The sequence below is a fragment of the Tolypothrix sp. VBCCA 56010 genome (assembly GCF_050875635.1).
GTDB lineage: Bacteria > Cyanobacteriota > Cyanobacteriia > Cyanobacteriales > Nostocaceae > Hassallia.
Genome location: NZ_JBPAOH010000048.1, coordinates 16,509 through 29,971 on the forward strand (window position 1 = coordinate 16,509; position 13,463 = coordinate 29,971).

At 44.7% G+C, this 13,463-nt stretch carries 14 protein-coding genes and 1 pseudogene; 6 read left to right on the top strand and 9 right to left on the bottom strand.

The features are described from left to right. Positions 1 to 52: 52 nt before the first annotated feature. Positions 53 to 763, bottom strand: a complete 711-nt coding sequence (locus tag AABK37_RS17785; protein ID WP_432552876.1) for a tetratricopeptide repeat protein — start codon at positions 761 to 763, stop codon at positions 53 to 55. Between the two features lie 502 nt (positions 764 to 1,265). On the opposite strand from AABK37_RS17785, the gene AABK37_RS17790 reads away from it, so the two are divergent. After that, positions 1,266 to 1,730: a hypothetical protein gene (locus tag AABK37_RS17790; RefSeq protein ID WP_432552877.1), complete on the top strand. Its 465-nt coding sequence runs from the start codon at positions 1,266 to 1,268 to the stop codon at positions 1,728 to 1,730. A 12-nt stretch (positions 1,731 to 1,742) separates the two neighbouring features. Next, a pseudogene (locus AABK37_RS17795) lies at positions 1,743 to 2,311 on the top strand (glutathione S-transferase family protein). A 95-nt stretch (positions 2,312 to 2,406) separates the two neighbouring features. Here the strand turns inward: AABK37_RS17795 and AABK37_RS17800 are convergent. From AABK37_RS17800 to AABK37_RS17825, 6 genes are all read right to left on the bottom strand, one after another. Beyond that, complete coding sequence (locus tag AABK37_RS17800) at positions 2,407 to 2,898, bottom strand: YajQ family cyclic di-GMP-binding protein (RefSeq protein ID WP_432552878.1); 492 nt, start codon at positions 2,896 to 2,898, stop codon at positions 2,407 to 2,409. A gap of 149 nt (positions 2,899 to 3,047) precedes the next feature. Then, positions 3,048 to 3,440: an MAPEG family protein gene (locus AABK37_RS17805; RefSeq protein WP_432552879.1), complete on the bottom strand. Its 393-nt coding sequence runs from the start codon at positions 3,438 to 3,440 to the stop codon at positions 3,048 to 3,050. A 254-nt stretch (positions 3,441 to 3,694) separates the two neighbouring features. Next, the gene (locus AABK37_RS17810) at positions 3,695 to 4,198 is read right to left on the bottom strand and encodes a DNA recombination-mediator protein A (protein ID WP_432552880.1); all 504 of its coding nucleotides are present in this window, start codon (positions 4,196 to 4,198) and stop codon (positions 3,695 to 3,697) included. Between the two features lie 217 nt (positions 4,199 to 4,415). After that, positions 4,416 to 5,510: a phosphotransacetylase family protein gene (locus tag AABK37_RS17815; RefSeq protein ID WP_432552881.1), complete on the bottom strand. Its 1,095-nt coding sequence runs from the start codon at positions 5,508 to 5,510 to the stop codon at positions 4,416 to 4,418. Positions 5,511 to 5,716: 206 nt separating this feature from the next. Continuing rightward, positions 5,717 to 6,091 (bottom strand): type IV pilus biogenesis protein EbsA, encoded by a 375-nt coding sequence (gene ebsA / locus AABK37_RS17820; protein ID WP_432552882.1) that lies wholly within the window; start codon positions 6,089 to 6,091, stop codon positions 5,717 to 5,719. Beyond that, positions 6,081 to 6,359, bottom strand: coding sequence for a hypothetical protein (locus AABK37_RS17825; protein WP_432552883.1), 279 nt, complete (start codon positions 6,357 to 6,359; stop codon positions 6,081 to 6,083). The genes ebsA and AABK37_RS17825 overlap by 11 nt, the downstream gene beginning before the upstream one ends. Positions 6,360 to 6,472: 113 nt before the next feature. Between AABK37_RS17825 and AABK37_RS17830 the strand changes: the two genes are divergently transcribed. Genes AABK37_RS17830 through AABK37_RS17840 form a run of 3 tightly spaced genes read left to right on the top strand, consistent with a single transcriptional unit; the run spans position 6,473 to position 9,010 of the window. Next, on the top strand, positions 6,473 to 7,447 hold the full coding sequence (locus AABK37_RS17830; RefSeq protein ID WP_432552884.1) for a radical SAM protein: 975 nt from the start codon (positions 6,473 to 6,475) through the stop codon (positions 7,445 to 7,447). Next, the gene (locus tag AABK37_RS17835) at positions 7,401 to 8,849 is read left to right on the top strand and encodes a glycosyltransferase (RefSeq protein WP_432552885.1); all 1,449 of its coding nucleotides are present in this window, start codon (positions 7,401 to 7,403) and stop codon (positions 8,847 to 8,849) included. The genes AABK37_RS17830 and AABK37_RS17835 overlap by 47 nt, the downstream gene beginning before the upstream one ends. Next, positions 8,813 to 9,010 carry a hypothetical protein gene (locus AABK37_RS17840; RefSeq protein WP_432552886.1) on the top strand — a complete coding sequence of 66 codons (198 nt, stop codon included), beginning with the start codon at positions 8,813 to 8,815 and terminating at the stop codon, positions 9,008 to 9,010. Before AABK37_RS17835 ends, AABK37_RS17840 begins: the two co-directional genes overlap by 37 nt. Here AABK37_RS17840 and dnaX read toward each other — a convergent pair. Then, complete coding sequence (dnaX, locus tag AABK37_RS17845; RefSeq protein WP_432552887.1) at positions 9,007 to 12,186, bottom strand: DNA polymerase III subunit gamma/tau; 3,180 nt, start codon at positions 12,184 to 12,186, stop codon at positions 9,007 to 9,009. The genes AABK37_RS17840 and dnaX overlap by 4 nt on opposite strands. 295 nt (positions 12,187 to 12,481) lie before the next feature. Between dnaX and AABK37_RS17850 the strand changes: the two genes are divergently transcribed. Next, the gene (locus AABK37_RS17850; protein WP_432552888.1) at positions 12,482 to 13,198 is read left to right on the top strand and encodes a hypothetical protein; all 717 of its coding nucleotides are present in this window, start codon (positions 12,482 to 12,484) and stop codon (positions 13,196 to 13,198) included. Here the strand turns inward: AABK37_RS17850 and AABK37_RS17855 are convergent. After that, complete coding sequence (locus AABK37_RS17855) at positions 13,192 to 13,461, bottom strand: hypothetical protein (RefSeq protein WP_432552889.1); 270 nt, start codon at positions 13,459 to 13,461, stop codon at positions 13,192 to 13,194. The genes AABK37_RS17850 and AABK37_RS17855 overlap by 7 nt on opposite strands. Positions 13,462 to 13,463: the final 2 nt, after the last annotated feature.

The window sequence follows — 13,463 nt, forward strand, 5'->3', positions numbered from 1 at the left end:
TAGTAAGCACTCGTGTGTGCTTAAAATAGGCGTTAAAACGCCTACTACGAATTTAAGAACACAGCAACTCACCCAACCAATTTTCGACTTTTAAACGTAAACGCGAGCTACGTTCATCCTTACGAGTGCTTAAGAGCGGTAGTTGATTTAAAGTGCGGCGATAATCAGCGATCGCATAATTCCAATCGCCCCACAGATGATAAGTTCTGCCGCGTTCTGCTAAAATGTGGTCTTCAAGTTGACCGAAAAGTAGTGCTATCTCAAAAGCCTCAATTGCTTCTTCGTATTGTCCCAAATCACGTAAGGTGATACCTCGGTTAATTTGTGCCCGGACATGGCTGGGGTGCAAATCAATCGCCCGGTCGTAGTCGGCGATGGCTGATGTTAATTCTCCACAAGCTGCGTAGTAATTTGCGCGATTGTTATAAGCGCTGGCTAACTTGGGGTTGAGTTGTAATGCTTTGTTGTAATCCCAGAACGCTTTTTGTCTTTCACCACTTTGAAAATAAATCAGCCCCCGGTTATTGTAGTCTACGGCATTGTGGGGATGACGGTTGATTAGTTGACTTAACAGGGCGATCGCTTCGGTGTAATCTCCTTGTTCGGCTAATCTTAAAGCACAAGAGCGTAAGTAACTGTCTTTATTAGCAGATTCCCCGCTACTGTTAGCCTGATGCTGTTGAGCATAACTTGTGTTTTTTAAAACAGCTTTATTTAGGTAAGTTTGCTCACTCTCAGATGCTAAAAATGGGTTTGTATTCATATTTTCCTGCCTGAGCCTCTTGCTCTGTAAGATCAACTTATAATTTTCTTGTGAAGAGTGGTTTCGTCCCTGTGTCACTTGTTAAGGTGTCTATGAGTACTTGGGTACAAGTATCAAGTACAAGTGGGAGTGTTCGCCCTATACCAATAATTGATGCTTCAACCTGATAATAGATACTTCATCCCCAAGTCCAATTCCAGAAACAGCAATCCTCAATCCAATAGACTAGTCAACAAGTAAGAGCGACAACTTGGTAGAATGCCAACAAGCCATTCCGGTGGGACTGGCGGGTACTGGGGAATGTGAAAACTCCAAATCGAACTTAAGAACCCTTCTTTTTCAACGGCTTTAGGCGAACCTAAAAACCTCGACGGTTTATTATTCCCAGAAAATTTGCGATCGTTCACATCAATGAATAAATTTTTTTTGTGAAAAGTAAGAATTTTCTTGACAGTACCCAATTTCTGAATCTGACTTTTAAGTTAAGAGCGAAGATTTTCTTATGACAACTGCAATTTCCTACGCCAACGCTCCCGATTTAGCCGGTGATGATTACATCGTTATCGGTTTGGCTACGTGCTTCATCAAAGAAGATGGAGAAGTTCATCAAGTCGAAGTTATAGAACCTATTCCCTCTGCGGCTTTAGAAGCGATTTTTAAAGGTATTCCCACTTCCTATAAGTTGGCTTGTGGGACAACTTTGGCATCTGTGTTAGACCAAGATACGCAATATTTACCAGATGGCTTTCCTGCCAACGCTCAATTTGGCGAGGAATTTGTGCCCAGAGCGTTTGCAGCTGCTCGCACTTACAAGCGTCGCGAAACCGCAAAATCCCTGATTCCTCAAGGTACAACTTATACAGAGTTCAAGCATTCCACCGAGCGCAAGCGCGTACTAAATGCCAAACGAGTTGTTAACAAGGAAGATAACGTTAAACAACATTCCCACACGCACAAAGTTCTTTAATTTGTTTTAATTATGTTGAAGCTTGACGGTGGCGATCGCAGTCGCGCATCAATTTCAAGTGGTATCTAGAATAGCTCAGTGTTCCCTACGAATTTGTCAAGCTTGATATGCAAGCTGGAGAACACCGTCAGCTTTGAATTTCTCGCAATCAATCCGATGGGCAAAGTCCCGGCAATTGTAGACGGAGATTTTCAGCTTTGGGAATCAGGAGCAATTTTACTGTATCTCGCCGAAAAGTATGGCAAAATGCCATCTTCAGTAGAGGAACGCGCCAAAATTGCCCAGTGGGTGTTATTTGCTAATTCCAGCTTGTCTACAGGAGTTTTTGTCGAGCTAATCGAGAGCGAGAAATGCCCCGCTTGATGACTCCCCTGAATCAAATTCTAGAGCAGCAACCTTTCATACTAGGTAATGAATTCACCGTTGCTGATGTAGCAGTGGGTTCTGTTCTGGGTTACATTCCTATGATGCTCAAATTAGATTTGAGCGCTTACCCAGCTGTGTTGAACTACATCAAGCAGATAGCTCAACGTCCAGCATTTCAAAAAAGCATCGGGGGTGGGAGCATGGATAGTGGTTAGTGGGAGCGTGGTTAGTGGGAGCGTGGATAGTGGTTAATTATTGATTCCCCCCATTACCCATTACCCATTACCCATTCCCCATTACCCATTACCCATTACCGATAGTTCGTAAATTGTAGAGCCACCGGGTAGTCTTCTTGCTTCAACCGCTGAATTACAGTTTGCAAGTCATCTTTATTTTTAGCGCTAACTCGTACAGCGTCACCTTGAATTGACGCTTGTACTTTTTTGAATTCGTCACGAATCAATTTAGAAATTTGCTTGGCAATTTCTTGGCTAATGCCTTTTTGGAGTTTGATTTCTTGACGGACGCGGTTTCCGCTGGCTGATTCAACTTTGCCAAAATCAAAGATTTTTTGAGAGAGACTGCGCTTGGCGGCTTTTTCGCGCAGGATGGTGTGTACAGACTCTAAGGTAAACTCGCTGTCGGTGCCGATGGTAATGTTGTCTTCGTTCAATTCGACAGTAGTTTGAGAGTCTTTAAGATCGTAACGGCTTTTAACATCTCGGACAACTTGATCGACGGCGTTGACCAATTCTTGTCTGTCAAAATCGCTGACAATATCAAAGGAATAGGTAGAAGCCATAGAACATTTTGGATTAGGTACTAGGGACTAGGGACTAGGGACTAGGGACTGGGGATTTGAAGAGGGGAAAAGGGACTCATGGGAAAGGGGAAAGAGGAAAAGCCCTATGCCCAATGCCCCATGCCCCATGCCCCATGCCCTATGCCCAATTAGCTAACTTGAATGATGCTGAGGGCGAAAAGAGTACCCCAACTGAGGGAGCCAACAGCAAACATGAGCGATCGCAAAAGGGGTATATTCAAAATATAAAAGATTGAGTATAGCAACCGAGCCGCAACAAAAGCGATCGCTGCGACTACTGCGATAGGAGAATTCACATTCGTTACGTATGCCATCAAAGCTGCGGCAGCAAAAATCATAAATCCTTCAAAAGAATTTTGATGTGCCCAGGTAGCTCTTTGTCCGTAGGGTGGTAGTTTGTCAAACATAGCGCGGGGAGCAGATTGATCGTATCCCACACGCATACGAGCATAACCCACTACCAAAAACGGCAGATAAATTAGCACCGCAGCGGCTGCGATAGAGTACAAAAAAATAGTCATTGGTTATTGGTCAAGAGTCATTAGTCATTAGTCATTAGTCAAGAGTCATTGGTGAGCCAGTGCGTTGGGGAGGACACCTGTGTGGGCGGCTTTGCCGACTTGAGCAGCGTGTCCGTGGAGGCAGTGCGTTGCGGGGGTTCCCCCCGTTGTAGCACCTGCCGTCGGCTGTGCCGACTTGAAGCACCTGGCGAACCCCGAAGGGGTCAGCGGTCAAAAATACACATACCAACGACACTCGTACAAATAACTAATGACTAATCAAAGTAGAACAATGTCACCACTTTTCTTTGTTCTTCTGCTTCCCCACAAGTTTGCAACAAAGTGCGGCTGTCGTGAAAAGCAAAACAAATTAATTGTTGACAACGAGAAACAATTTCCTTGTTACACAGGTAACTAGCTTCAGCAAGAGACAGATGATCGTTACTGGGATTTTCAACCAGATGCATTACCTGTTCTAATTGCTGTCGCGATTCATTGGGTTGGCGTTCCAAGCTTTGGGGTAGAATCACCGTTAATAAATTGGCATCAGCCCGCATTGCTCCCCGGATGGCAGCTGAATTGGTACCTGTAGCACCAGATGTGATGATGCGATTCCCTGATAGAACCAGGGCATAAGTCATCATCTCAATCAGATTTTGATGCGTAATCGGAACGTGGCGAGAACCAAGCAAGGCGATTCGTTTAGAACCTGTTTGCTGGATAGTTGCCAGTTCTTGGGCTAATGTATCGAGGTTAATAAGGTCTATGGACTGACTCAAAGATGGACAGAATCAGATTAAACAACCCAGATATTCTACCAAACAGAGTGTAAATACGAATCGGCTTGTGGTGAAACATTAATACAATTTTTTGCTTGCTGAATTTAATAGCTGGATGGTTTGGGTTCCCAGACCATCCTCAATACTTCATAGATAACGCCATTCAGGAGGATTTTACCTTGTCTTCCATCAGCCTAGCTGACGAATTACACTAGTTTCACTGGATAGCCACTGCGGGATTTAAGCCGAGTTGAGACAACAAGCGGTTAATATCAAAATGTTCAGCCATCAATTGGCTAATACAGTGAACTTTAATCGGTTCGTGGACGCGCACTTGACCGAAAGTACGATCAACAATTTCTACAGTGGTGAGGGTATCCAAATCTACTGACAAAATGGGGATTTCTAGTTCTTCAGCGCGATTGAGGATGAACGAAGGTGGTGGGAGTTGTCCGGTAAGGATGAGACATTGAGTGGACGTTTCCAAAGCAGCTTGTTGAATTTCCACACGATCGCCTCCTGTAACTACCGCCATATTTCGCCGTTTGCGGAAATACTTCACTGCGGAGTTGACATTCATCGCGCCAATTGCTAAACTCTCAACCATTAAATCTAGGCGATCGCTACCACAAAGAACTTGGGCATTTAACTGCTTTACCAATTCGCCAACGCTAACACTGCGTAGCAAGTCATTTTTCGGCAACATTCCCAGTACGGGAATACCTTGTTGTTCCAAAAACGGACGCAACTGAGCATCAACTTCTTCTATTTGAGTTCCGGGGATATCGTTGAGGACAACACCAATTAAGCGATCGCCTACCCGCTGTTTTGCTCCTAAAAGTGCCTCAACTGAAAGCAGCGATTTATAACGACATACCAACAACACAGCTGCATCAACAACATCAGCCACTTGCAGCAAAGACAAGTCAAATAAATTGCCTTCTGACAAATTGCCAGGGCCTTCTAACAATACCAAATCGCCGCCAAAAATTGGTAAATATTGCTGTCCTAAAGTGGCACGATAATCAGTTTTGTCTTCTCCACGCAAGCGTTTTTGTATAGCTACTTCATCTAAAGCAAGCATTGTCGGTGCAATCCGGTTTGAAGGTAAATTGAGGCTGTTGGCAATAAATTGCACATCTTCCTCAACTACACTTCCTTCAAATTCACTCAAACTTGTACCTAACGGTTTACCGTAGGCAATATCTAATCCTTTTTGCTTTAGCAGATGCGACAAACCTAAAACTGTGGCAGATTTGCCACTGTAACTTTCAGTTGAGCCAATGAGCAAATACTTAGCAGATTTTGGCACACATGCACTCCTTATTTCAAAAGAAAGTAGAACCTAGTTAGATCCTAATTCTAGGTCGAAGTTCGCTTTCAAGGTTGCTACCAAACTCGTTGACTGAAGCGATCGCCCAAATTTCAAGGATACTTTCTAGCTTGAAATCGTACCTTTTTTGGGCGAAGTTGCTAAAACTGAGAATTATTGAATTATATTTCCCCGCTTTGCTTTGTTTATTCCTCTACACGCAGCAGTTTGCGGTAAAATGCTTGTGAAAAATCAGTTATGCGATAGCGCTTATAATTTTCCATCAGTTCAATTAAAAAATTAATAAACTCGAAACTTGCCATCATCAGTTCATAACTTAATTCCGCGTCGCCATCAAACTGCAATCGGCAACGAGTTAAGTCTGACGGTAGGGTGGCAATATTCCAAGTAGCGACAAAGGGAACGTGTTCGCTGCCCTCTATTTTGCGTTTTCCCTCCAAAACGCCTTTTTGATAAAGACCGATGGCATAACGCAAAAAATCGCGCTTGCTGGTTTGAACGTAAGGTAAGTAGACGCTTGCTTGTTGTTGAGTCGCTGGCTGGAGTTGCTCAAAAGACATAATTTAATACTCCTCTAGTTAGTTGACAACCGGGGATGTAGGTAGCTTTGAATAGTGTTCCCAAAAAATTGTTATTCATAACTATGGGGGGAGTGGGGAGTGGGCAGTGGGGAGTGGGGAATGGGGAATGGGGAGTGGGCAGTGGGCAGTGGGGAGTGGGGAATGGGGAATCGGTAATTGGTAATTGGTAATTGGTAATCGGTAATGGTTGTAGAATAACCACTAACAACCAACCACTAACAACCAACCACCAACAACCAACCACCAACTACCAACCACCAACTACCAACCACTAACAACCAACCACTACCAAAAGAATGTTGACTGTTGGTTAACTCCGTTTAAAGATGTCTTAAGGAAAACTTTTAGTGGGTTTACACTATGGCTCCGCTGGTTGCAAATTATTACTTGACGTATCGCTGTAATGCCCGGTGTCACTTTTGCAACATTTGGGCATTAGAACCGGGAAAAGAAGCTGATTTGGAAACGATTAAGCGTAATTTAGAAGATTTACGCCGTTTGGGGACTAAATATGTAGACTTTACGGGTGGCGAACCTTTATTAAGACATGATGTCGGGGAGATTTATACCGAGGCAAAACTGCGGGGTTTTTATACCAGCATGACGACGAATACCATTTTGTATCCGAAAAAAGCTAAGGAAATTCAAGGTTTAGTAGACTTTTTGAATTTCTCTTTGGATGGTGCGGATGCAGAAACTCACGATCACTCGCGTGGTGTGAAGATTTTTGACAATTTGGTAGAGTCGGTAGCGATCGCTAAATCTTTAGGAGAGTACCCGGTACTAAATCATACCGTTACTGCCCAAAATTACGATCGCATTCAAGAAGTCGCAGCATTAGGACAAAAACTAGGTGTTCGCGTCTGGCTAAACCCTGCTTTTACAGCTTATGACCAATACAACTCTAATAAGAACCCTACCCCAGAAATGGTAGCGGCAATCGAAGCTACTGCGAGGAAATATAAAAATGTCGGGTACAATAAGGCTGCATTGGCTTTTATTGAAGCTGGGGGCAATGACACTAAAAATCCCCGCTGTAAGGCGGTGGATGCCGTGATTGCGATTTCTCCCAATGACGAGCTGCTACTACCTTGTTACCATTTTGCCCAAACCGGAGTTCCGATTAACGGGCGACTTTACGAACTCTATCGTGAGTCAGAAGAAGTGGAAAAGTATCGCCAATCTCAAGGTAAGCTAAAAGTGTGTGAAGGTTGCACAGTTTGGTGTTACCTGATACCCAGCTTCTTTATGGGTGTAGACAAATACTGGTTATTGAATCAAGTAACTTATGCCAGCGAATTCCTGGCCCGAAAACGATTCTTACAACGAGCTTGATCCGCTCAACTCTTTATTTTCTGATGTATCGGGAGATGATGAGTTAGAGGAAGTAGAGACCGATCCCGTGTTTCTACCATCCCGGTTTCAAGGTCGGAGAAAAAAAGCCGCTCTAGTTTTGACTGTAGTCTGGAGCGGCACGATCGCTTTACATTTAGTTTCTTGGGGTTCTATTTTTATCCTCGGATTGACCACTATCTTAGGAATTCACGCTCTGAGAATCGTGTTTGCTAGACCGGGCAAAGAACACTTAGTAGGGGAGAATAATTTCTTCCCCTACCAAGAGGAAATGCTGGGTGATTTACCAAAAGTATCTGTATTAGTGGCGGCTAAAAATGAAGAAGCAGTTATTGCCAATTTAGTCAAGAATCTTTGTAGTCTAAAATACCCGCAAGGGAATTACGAAGTCTGGATAATTGACGATAACAGCAGCGACACAACGCCGCAGGTATTAGCACAACTAACGGAAAAATACAATAACCTAAAAGTATTAAGACGTTCAGCAGAAGCGAGTGGCGGTAAGTCAGGGGCATTAAATCAAGTTTTGCCACTGACACAAGGGGAAATTATAGCGGTGTTTGACGCTGATGCGATTGTGTCGCCAGACTTGCTATTGCGGGTAATACCCTTGTTTGCTAAAGAAAAGCTGGGGGCGGTGCAGGTGCGAAAAGCGATCGCCAACGCCAAAGAAAACTTTTGGACAAAAGGTCAAATGGCAGAAATGGCAGTTGATGCCGTTTTCCAAAAGCGGCGGATTGCCATTGGTGGAATCGGCGAGCTGCGGGGAAATGGTCAATTTGTCCGGCGCGAAGCTTTGGAATGCTGCGGGGGCTGGAATGAAGAAACCATCACCGATGACTTGGATTTGACATTCCGCCTGCATTTAAACGACTGGGATATTGATTGTGCTTTTAATCCAGCGGTGGAAGAAGAGGGCGTGACGAATGCGATCGCTCTTTGGCATCAGCGCAACCGTTGGGCAGAAGGCGGATATCAGCGCTATTTAGATTACTGGGATTTAATTCTCCGTAACCGCATGGGGAGAAGTAAAACCTGGGATTTGCTGATGTTTTTGCTGATTATGTATATTTTACCGACAGCAGCAGTACCAGATTTATTGATGGCGATCGCCCGTCATCGTCCACCAATTCTAAGTCCAGTCAGCGGCTTGACAGTCACCATGTCAATGGCGGGTATGTTCGCAGGTCTAAAGCGGATACGTCAAGATAAAGAGAAAAAATTTCGCGTTTCTAGCTACTTTGTGCCTTTGCTTCAGACATTACGCGGAATTATATACATGTTCCACTGGTTTGTAGTCATGAGTAGCGCCACTGCCCGCGTGTCAGTCAGACCAAAGCGGTTGAAATGGGTGAAAACACTGCATCAGGGGACTGGGGACTAGGGACTGGGGACTGGGGACTGGGGACTAGGAACAAGGGAGACAAGGGAGACAATTTCTTTCTATTACCTATTCCCCATGCCCAATGCCCAATGCCCAATGCCCAATGCCCCATGCCCAATGCCCCATGCCCAATGCCCCATGCCCCATTCCCAATTCCCTAATCTTCTTCCGCTTCTTCTAACAAATCAGGTGTAGTTGTATCTGACACTTCTACAACTTCTTCTGTGAAGCGGATAATTTGACCATCAAAAAATTTCGCCAGACCTCGAGCTGCGATCGCCACTAGATCGGCATTTTCCATATCAGCGACGGAGAAAGGTGGTGCAGGCGATCGCGGTGGAGGCATTTGCACTGCTTGCGGAACTGAGGGAGATTCAGTTCTTGCGGATCGGTTTTTTGCTGGTTGGGAAACTTCTGCTGGCGGGGTTATATTATCGCTTTGATTATTACTTTGAGAACTCGGCGGAGGTTGCGCTTTTACGTCGTTAGGCTTTGGGGGAGTAGAAGGTGGTGACGACCCGCTAATTAATTCTAGATTTACTTTTATCTGACGCTGGAAAGCTTTTTCAAAGGCTGTGGCAATTACAGGCTGCTCTGTCTGAAGCCTTTTATACCAAGCTGGCGATTTAATTCCAATCCGAGCAAGATTACCATCAAACTCAATCAGATGGCACATTTGACGCAGCAATGAACCTGTAGAAACTGGTAGGTAAGTCACTACCTTTTGCCAAGTTTCTGCAAGTGAAGCATCGTTGGATTCTGCTGGAGGTGTGGGGGAAGCGTGGTGTGGGGGAGTGGGGGGAGTGGAGGAGTGGGGGAGTGGGGGAGTGGGGGGAGATGGGGGAGGTGAGGGAGATGGGGGAGTGGGGGAGGATGAGGGAGTGGGGGGACGATGATTGCTTGGCGATGCTGTTGGGGTAGTGATGGGTGCTAGGCTTGGGGCTGCGGATTGGGTGTTGGCGCTGGGTAATAAGCCTAGCAATGTGACTTCTAACCACAAACGCGGCTGAGTGGTGTTTTTGATTTGCACTTCAGCGGTTCGCAGGTGTTGCTGTCCTGTCAAGATTGTATTTATGTCTAACTGTTGGGCGAATTCAACGATCGCTTTCCAAGTTTGGTCTGTACAAGTAACTAAATCTTGGCGTTTGGGTGCAGTATTAGCGATGAGTAAATCGCGGTAGAATGCGGCAAGATTCTGAAGAATAGTTAAAGGTTCGCGACCACGGTCAAGGATTTTGCGGGTGCTGTCAAGAACCGCTTCCGGATTATTGTCAGCGATCGCGTTCACCAATACAAGCATTTCTTGTTCGCTTACCGAACCGACTAAATCCCAAACTCGCTCTGGTGTCACTTCACCCGATAATAGTGCTAATTGGTCGAGCAAACTTTCTGCATCGCGCAATCCACCTTGAGCAATTTGGGCAACTAATTTTACAGCGTCATCAGAAATATTGATATTTTCTCGGCTGGCGATCGCTTTCAAATGCTTCACCATTGCCTCTACCTGAATTCGCCTAAAATCAAACCTTTGACAGCGAGAAATAATCGTTGGTAAAACTCTTTGCGGGTCTGTTGTCGCTAAAACAAAGACAACGTGTCTCGGTGGTTCTTCTAGTGTCTTTAGTAGCGAATTAAATGCCGCATTACTGAGCATGTGACAATTATGGACTAACAGACCGTTAGCCACAAAGTTGTGATTATGCTCAACTTCTATATCATAAACTTGCTCAACTCCAGCGAGGTGGACAGATTCGACCGTTTCCAAATTTGTAGTCCATTGCGGGTATGGAATATTGTTTGAGGTCTGCCAACCATTTTCTACTTGTGTTCGCTCCCATCGATATGTAGTGGTATGTCTTACCTGTGCTACTCCTTGTGTAAAACTTTGTTTTTGTTGGGTAACCCATTTTTGTAAGCCATCTGACAATAATTTGATTTTCTTCCCCAGAGAATCCTTCAGTATGCAATTGAATCTGTGGACTTCCTTGTGGACTGAGGCTGAGTGAACCATCATCACAAAACCACCAAGCAAGTCCTTCTTTTGTAATTCTACTAAGCCAGTCGATAGAGACGAGTTTTTTGTCCCCATTCGGTTTAACAATGTCAAAGACATCTTTAAGTTGGGGATGACAGAATGTTTTGCTCTTAAGTGATGTATTTCCGTATCCCTTATTAGCCGCAAATCGTAGCTTTGGTCGCAGTTTTTGAAGGCGATCGGCTTTGTATTCCAACCATTCTTGCTGTGTTTCTGCGTGTGTCCAACATAATCTAGGGAATCTACTGTGTTTATTTGGGTAAGTGATAGACCCATCTCCCAGCAAGGTTCCATAAATAAGTCCCAGTATTTCTGGTGACAAAATCTCGGCTTCGGCAAGGAAATTTTTTGTTCTAAGTTCCCAAATTCCGTGTCCTTTTTGATATGGATGTTTTTGCCAGTGAGATTGTATGGTGACAAGTCCTTTGCCTTTTTTTCGCAAAAAGGCTGGAACATCAAGCTTTTCTCCACATCCGCAAGCACAGAAAGGTCGCAGTAGTTCAGCTTGTTTAAGAATGGATTCCAGATCGTATGATTTTTGCCCGTATGTATTGTTTTTAAAGTGGTGTCCTCTGACAAATCTCCGGATATATCCATCCGTGCCAAATTTGTCAATGAGGGTGCCGCATCCACACTCGCAGGGGATAGTATCTTCGCTCCTTTTTTCAGGTGTTTTGCTGGTATCCATCCCTCAACTGTCCTGATTAAATGATTACCCGTACATGTAATTTCTCGGTTTGTTGTCTTGATAACCAGAGTCTGACGTTCTCCCTGATCTAACCATCTGACAACTTTTTGGAATTCCCACTTTCGATTTGCATCATTGTAACTGAGAACCTTTTTACCCTTAATGTTAGGGTCATCAATCCTAACAAGACCTTCACTGGTTAAAACTAGAGAGTCTCCTGTTAAACACTCATCAATCACATAAACCTTATAGCGACATTGAACCGGGGCAAACTGCGCCTTTTCAATGAGTTCGCGGATATTATCGACACCAGTATTGCTGGCGGCATCGATTTCTATTACATCTAGAGAATAGCCTTTAGTGATTCCCTGACATACATCGCAGATGCCGCAAGGTTTTGCTGTGGGTTTGTCACTATTAAGACAATTGAGGGATTTGGCGAGAATTCTCGCACTAGAGGTTTTCCCCGTCCCTCTCGGACCAGTAAATAAATATGCTGGGGCTATTTTAGCTGTGCGAATAGCGTTAGTGAGAGTCAAGGCGATCGCCTCTTGACCCACCAATTCAGCAAAACTCTTTGGGCGATACTTGTGGTGCAGCGGTTCGTAAGACATGGAATTGAAACGTCAATGCCAAGAAGATTGGTTAATTAGTAGCACTCAATCATAGTTTGCCATGAAACTATTTTAAACTTACCGCCCTTTATTGTGGATAGCGAAATTGCCGCTTCTAATTGTCTTCCTTCTAATGGTTGATTTTCTCGTCTGCATCAACATAAAAATTCATATAGACTGTTAAAATTTATGAATTTTTAATTTATAATTCCTAATTCGCAAAGCGCTTAAGCGATCGAGTGTATCGTAGACATCGCTACAATCTTAAAATAACCAACACTCAGGGGTGCAGCAGATGCTCAATAGGCTCCTTCACTGGCTTAAAAGGTTTTTTCAACGCTTGTTTGGTAAAAAACAGACTTCATCGTCATCAGTGGGTGATGTTCAAAAAGAACCCGCTCCACCCCTGAGCGATACGGATCTGGAATTTCTCTTCAGCGAACTTTTAGAAGGAGTACATCAAGCACGAGGGCAAGCTTGGGCGCTGAAGTGGCTGCATAATATTGAACATCGCATCTCAACTCAACGTTGGCTGGAATGGTTACAGCGCTTTAGTGAAAAATTGCTAGCATCATCAGCACCTAATAATGAATTAGCATCCCGGATGGTGGATCTGGGTGAATTGGAAGTCGGCGAAGTCGGCGATGCTGCCTATGATATTGGAATGCGACTGTTGACACGCAATGTCAGCGAACCAGTATGGGAGTATGAGGGACCAGATGCTATCAAGACCACTCCTGAACCCGAACAAATGAATAAAGCAACAGCACCAGCAGCAGAGTTAGAAAACCCGCCCAAAAAAGAATTATCAACCGATCCTGCACCCGCAGCAGAGTCAGAAACTGTACCGGAGGAAGAATTGCAAACCGTCACCCTAGACGAGTTGTTTGTGATGTTGCAGCAGGATGAAAGCTTACGCCAGCAAATTTCCCAACAGTTAGGAATTGAGACAGACGATCCGCAATTGATTGTCCAGGAATTGTTTAATCAATTTCAAGCTGCGAATCAATAGGACTGGGGCAATGGGCAATGGGGCAATGGGCAATGGGCAATGGGCAATGGGCAATGGGCCCTATCGCATTGGGGAGGCAGTGCCGTGCGGAGGTTTCCGAGGCAGCGCGTTGCGCGGGTTAAGCGCGTTGTAGCGACTGCCGTTCCGTTGAGGCACCTGCCGTCATTGGGCAATGGGCAATGGGCATTGGGAATTGGGAAAGCGTTTTTTGCATTACCCATTCCCCATTCTTCATTACCCATGCCCCATGCCCCATGCCCCATGC

Bases quoted from the DNA above. Each gene is read 5' to 3' on its own strand.
- AABK37_RS17785 (WP_432552876.1), bottom strand. From the start codon at position 763: ATGAATACAAACCCATTTTTAGCATCTGAGAGTGAGCAAACTTACCTA.
- AABK37_RS17790 (WP_432552877.1), top strand. From the start codon at position 1,266: ATGACAACTGCAATTTCCTACGCCAACGCTCCCGATTTAGCCGGTGAT.
- AABK37_RS17800 (WP_432552878.1), bottom strand. From the start codon at position 2,898: ATGGCTTCTACCTATTCCTTTGATATTGTCAGCGATTTTGACAGACAA.
- AABK37_RS17805 (WP_432552879.1), bottom strand. From the start codon at position 3,440: ATGACTATTTTTTTGTACTCTATCGCAGCCGCTGCGGTGCTAATTTAT.
- ebsA (WP_432552882.1), bottom strand. From the start codon at position 6,091: ATGTCTTTTGAGCAACTCCAGCCAGCGACTCAACAACAAGCAAGCGTC.
- AABK37_RS17830 (WP_432552884.1), top strand. From the start codon at position 6,473: ATGGCTCCGCTGGTTGCAAATTATTACTTGACGTATCGCTGTAATGCC.
- AABK37_RS17835 (WP_432552885.1), top strand. From the start codon at position 7,401: ATGCCAGCGAATTCCTGGCCCGAAAACGATTCTTACAACGAGCTTGAT.
- AABK37_RS17840 (WP_432552886.1), top strand. From the start codon at position 8,813: ATGGGTGAAAACACTGCATCAGGGGACTGGGGACTAGGGACTGGGGAC.
- dnaX (WP_432552887.1), bottom strand. From the start codon at position 12,186: ATGTCTTACGAACCGCTGCACCACAAGTATCGCCCAAAGAGTTTTGCT.
- AABK37_RS17850 (WP_432552888.1), top strand. From the start codon at position 12,482: ATGCTCAATAGGCTCCTTCACTGGCTTAAAAGGTTTTTTCAACGCTTG.
- AABK37_RS17855 (WP_432552889.1), bottom strand. From the start codon at position 13,461: ATGGGGCATGGGGCATGGGGCATGGGTAATGAAGAATGGGGAATGGGT.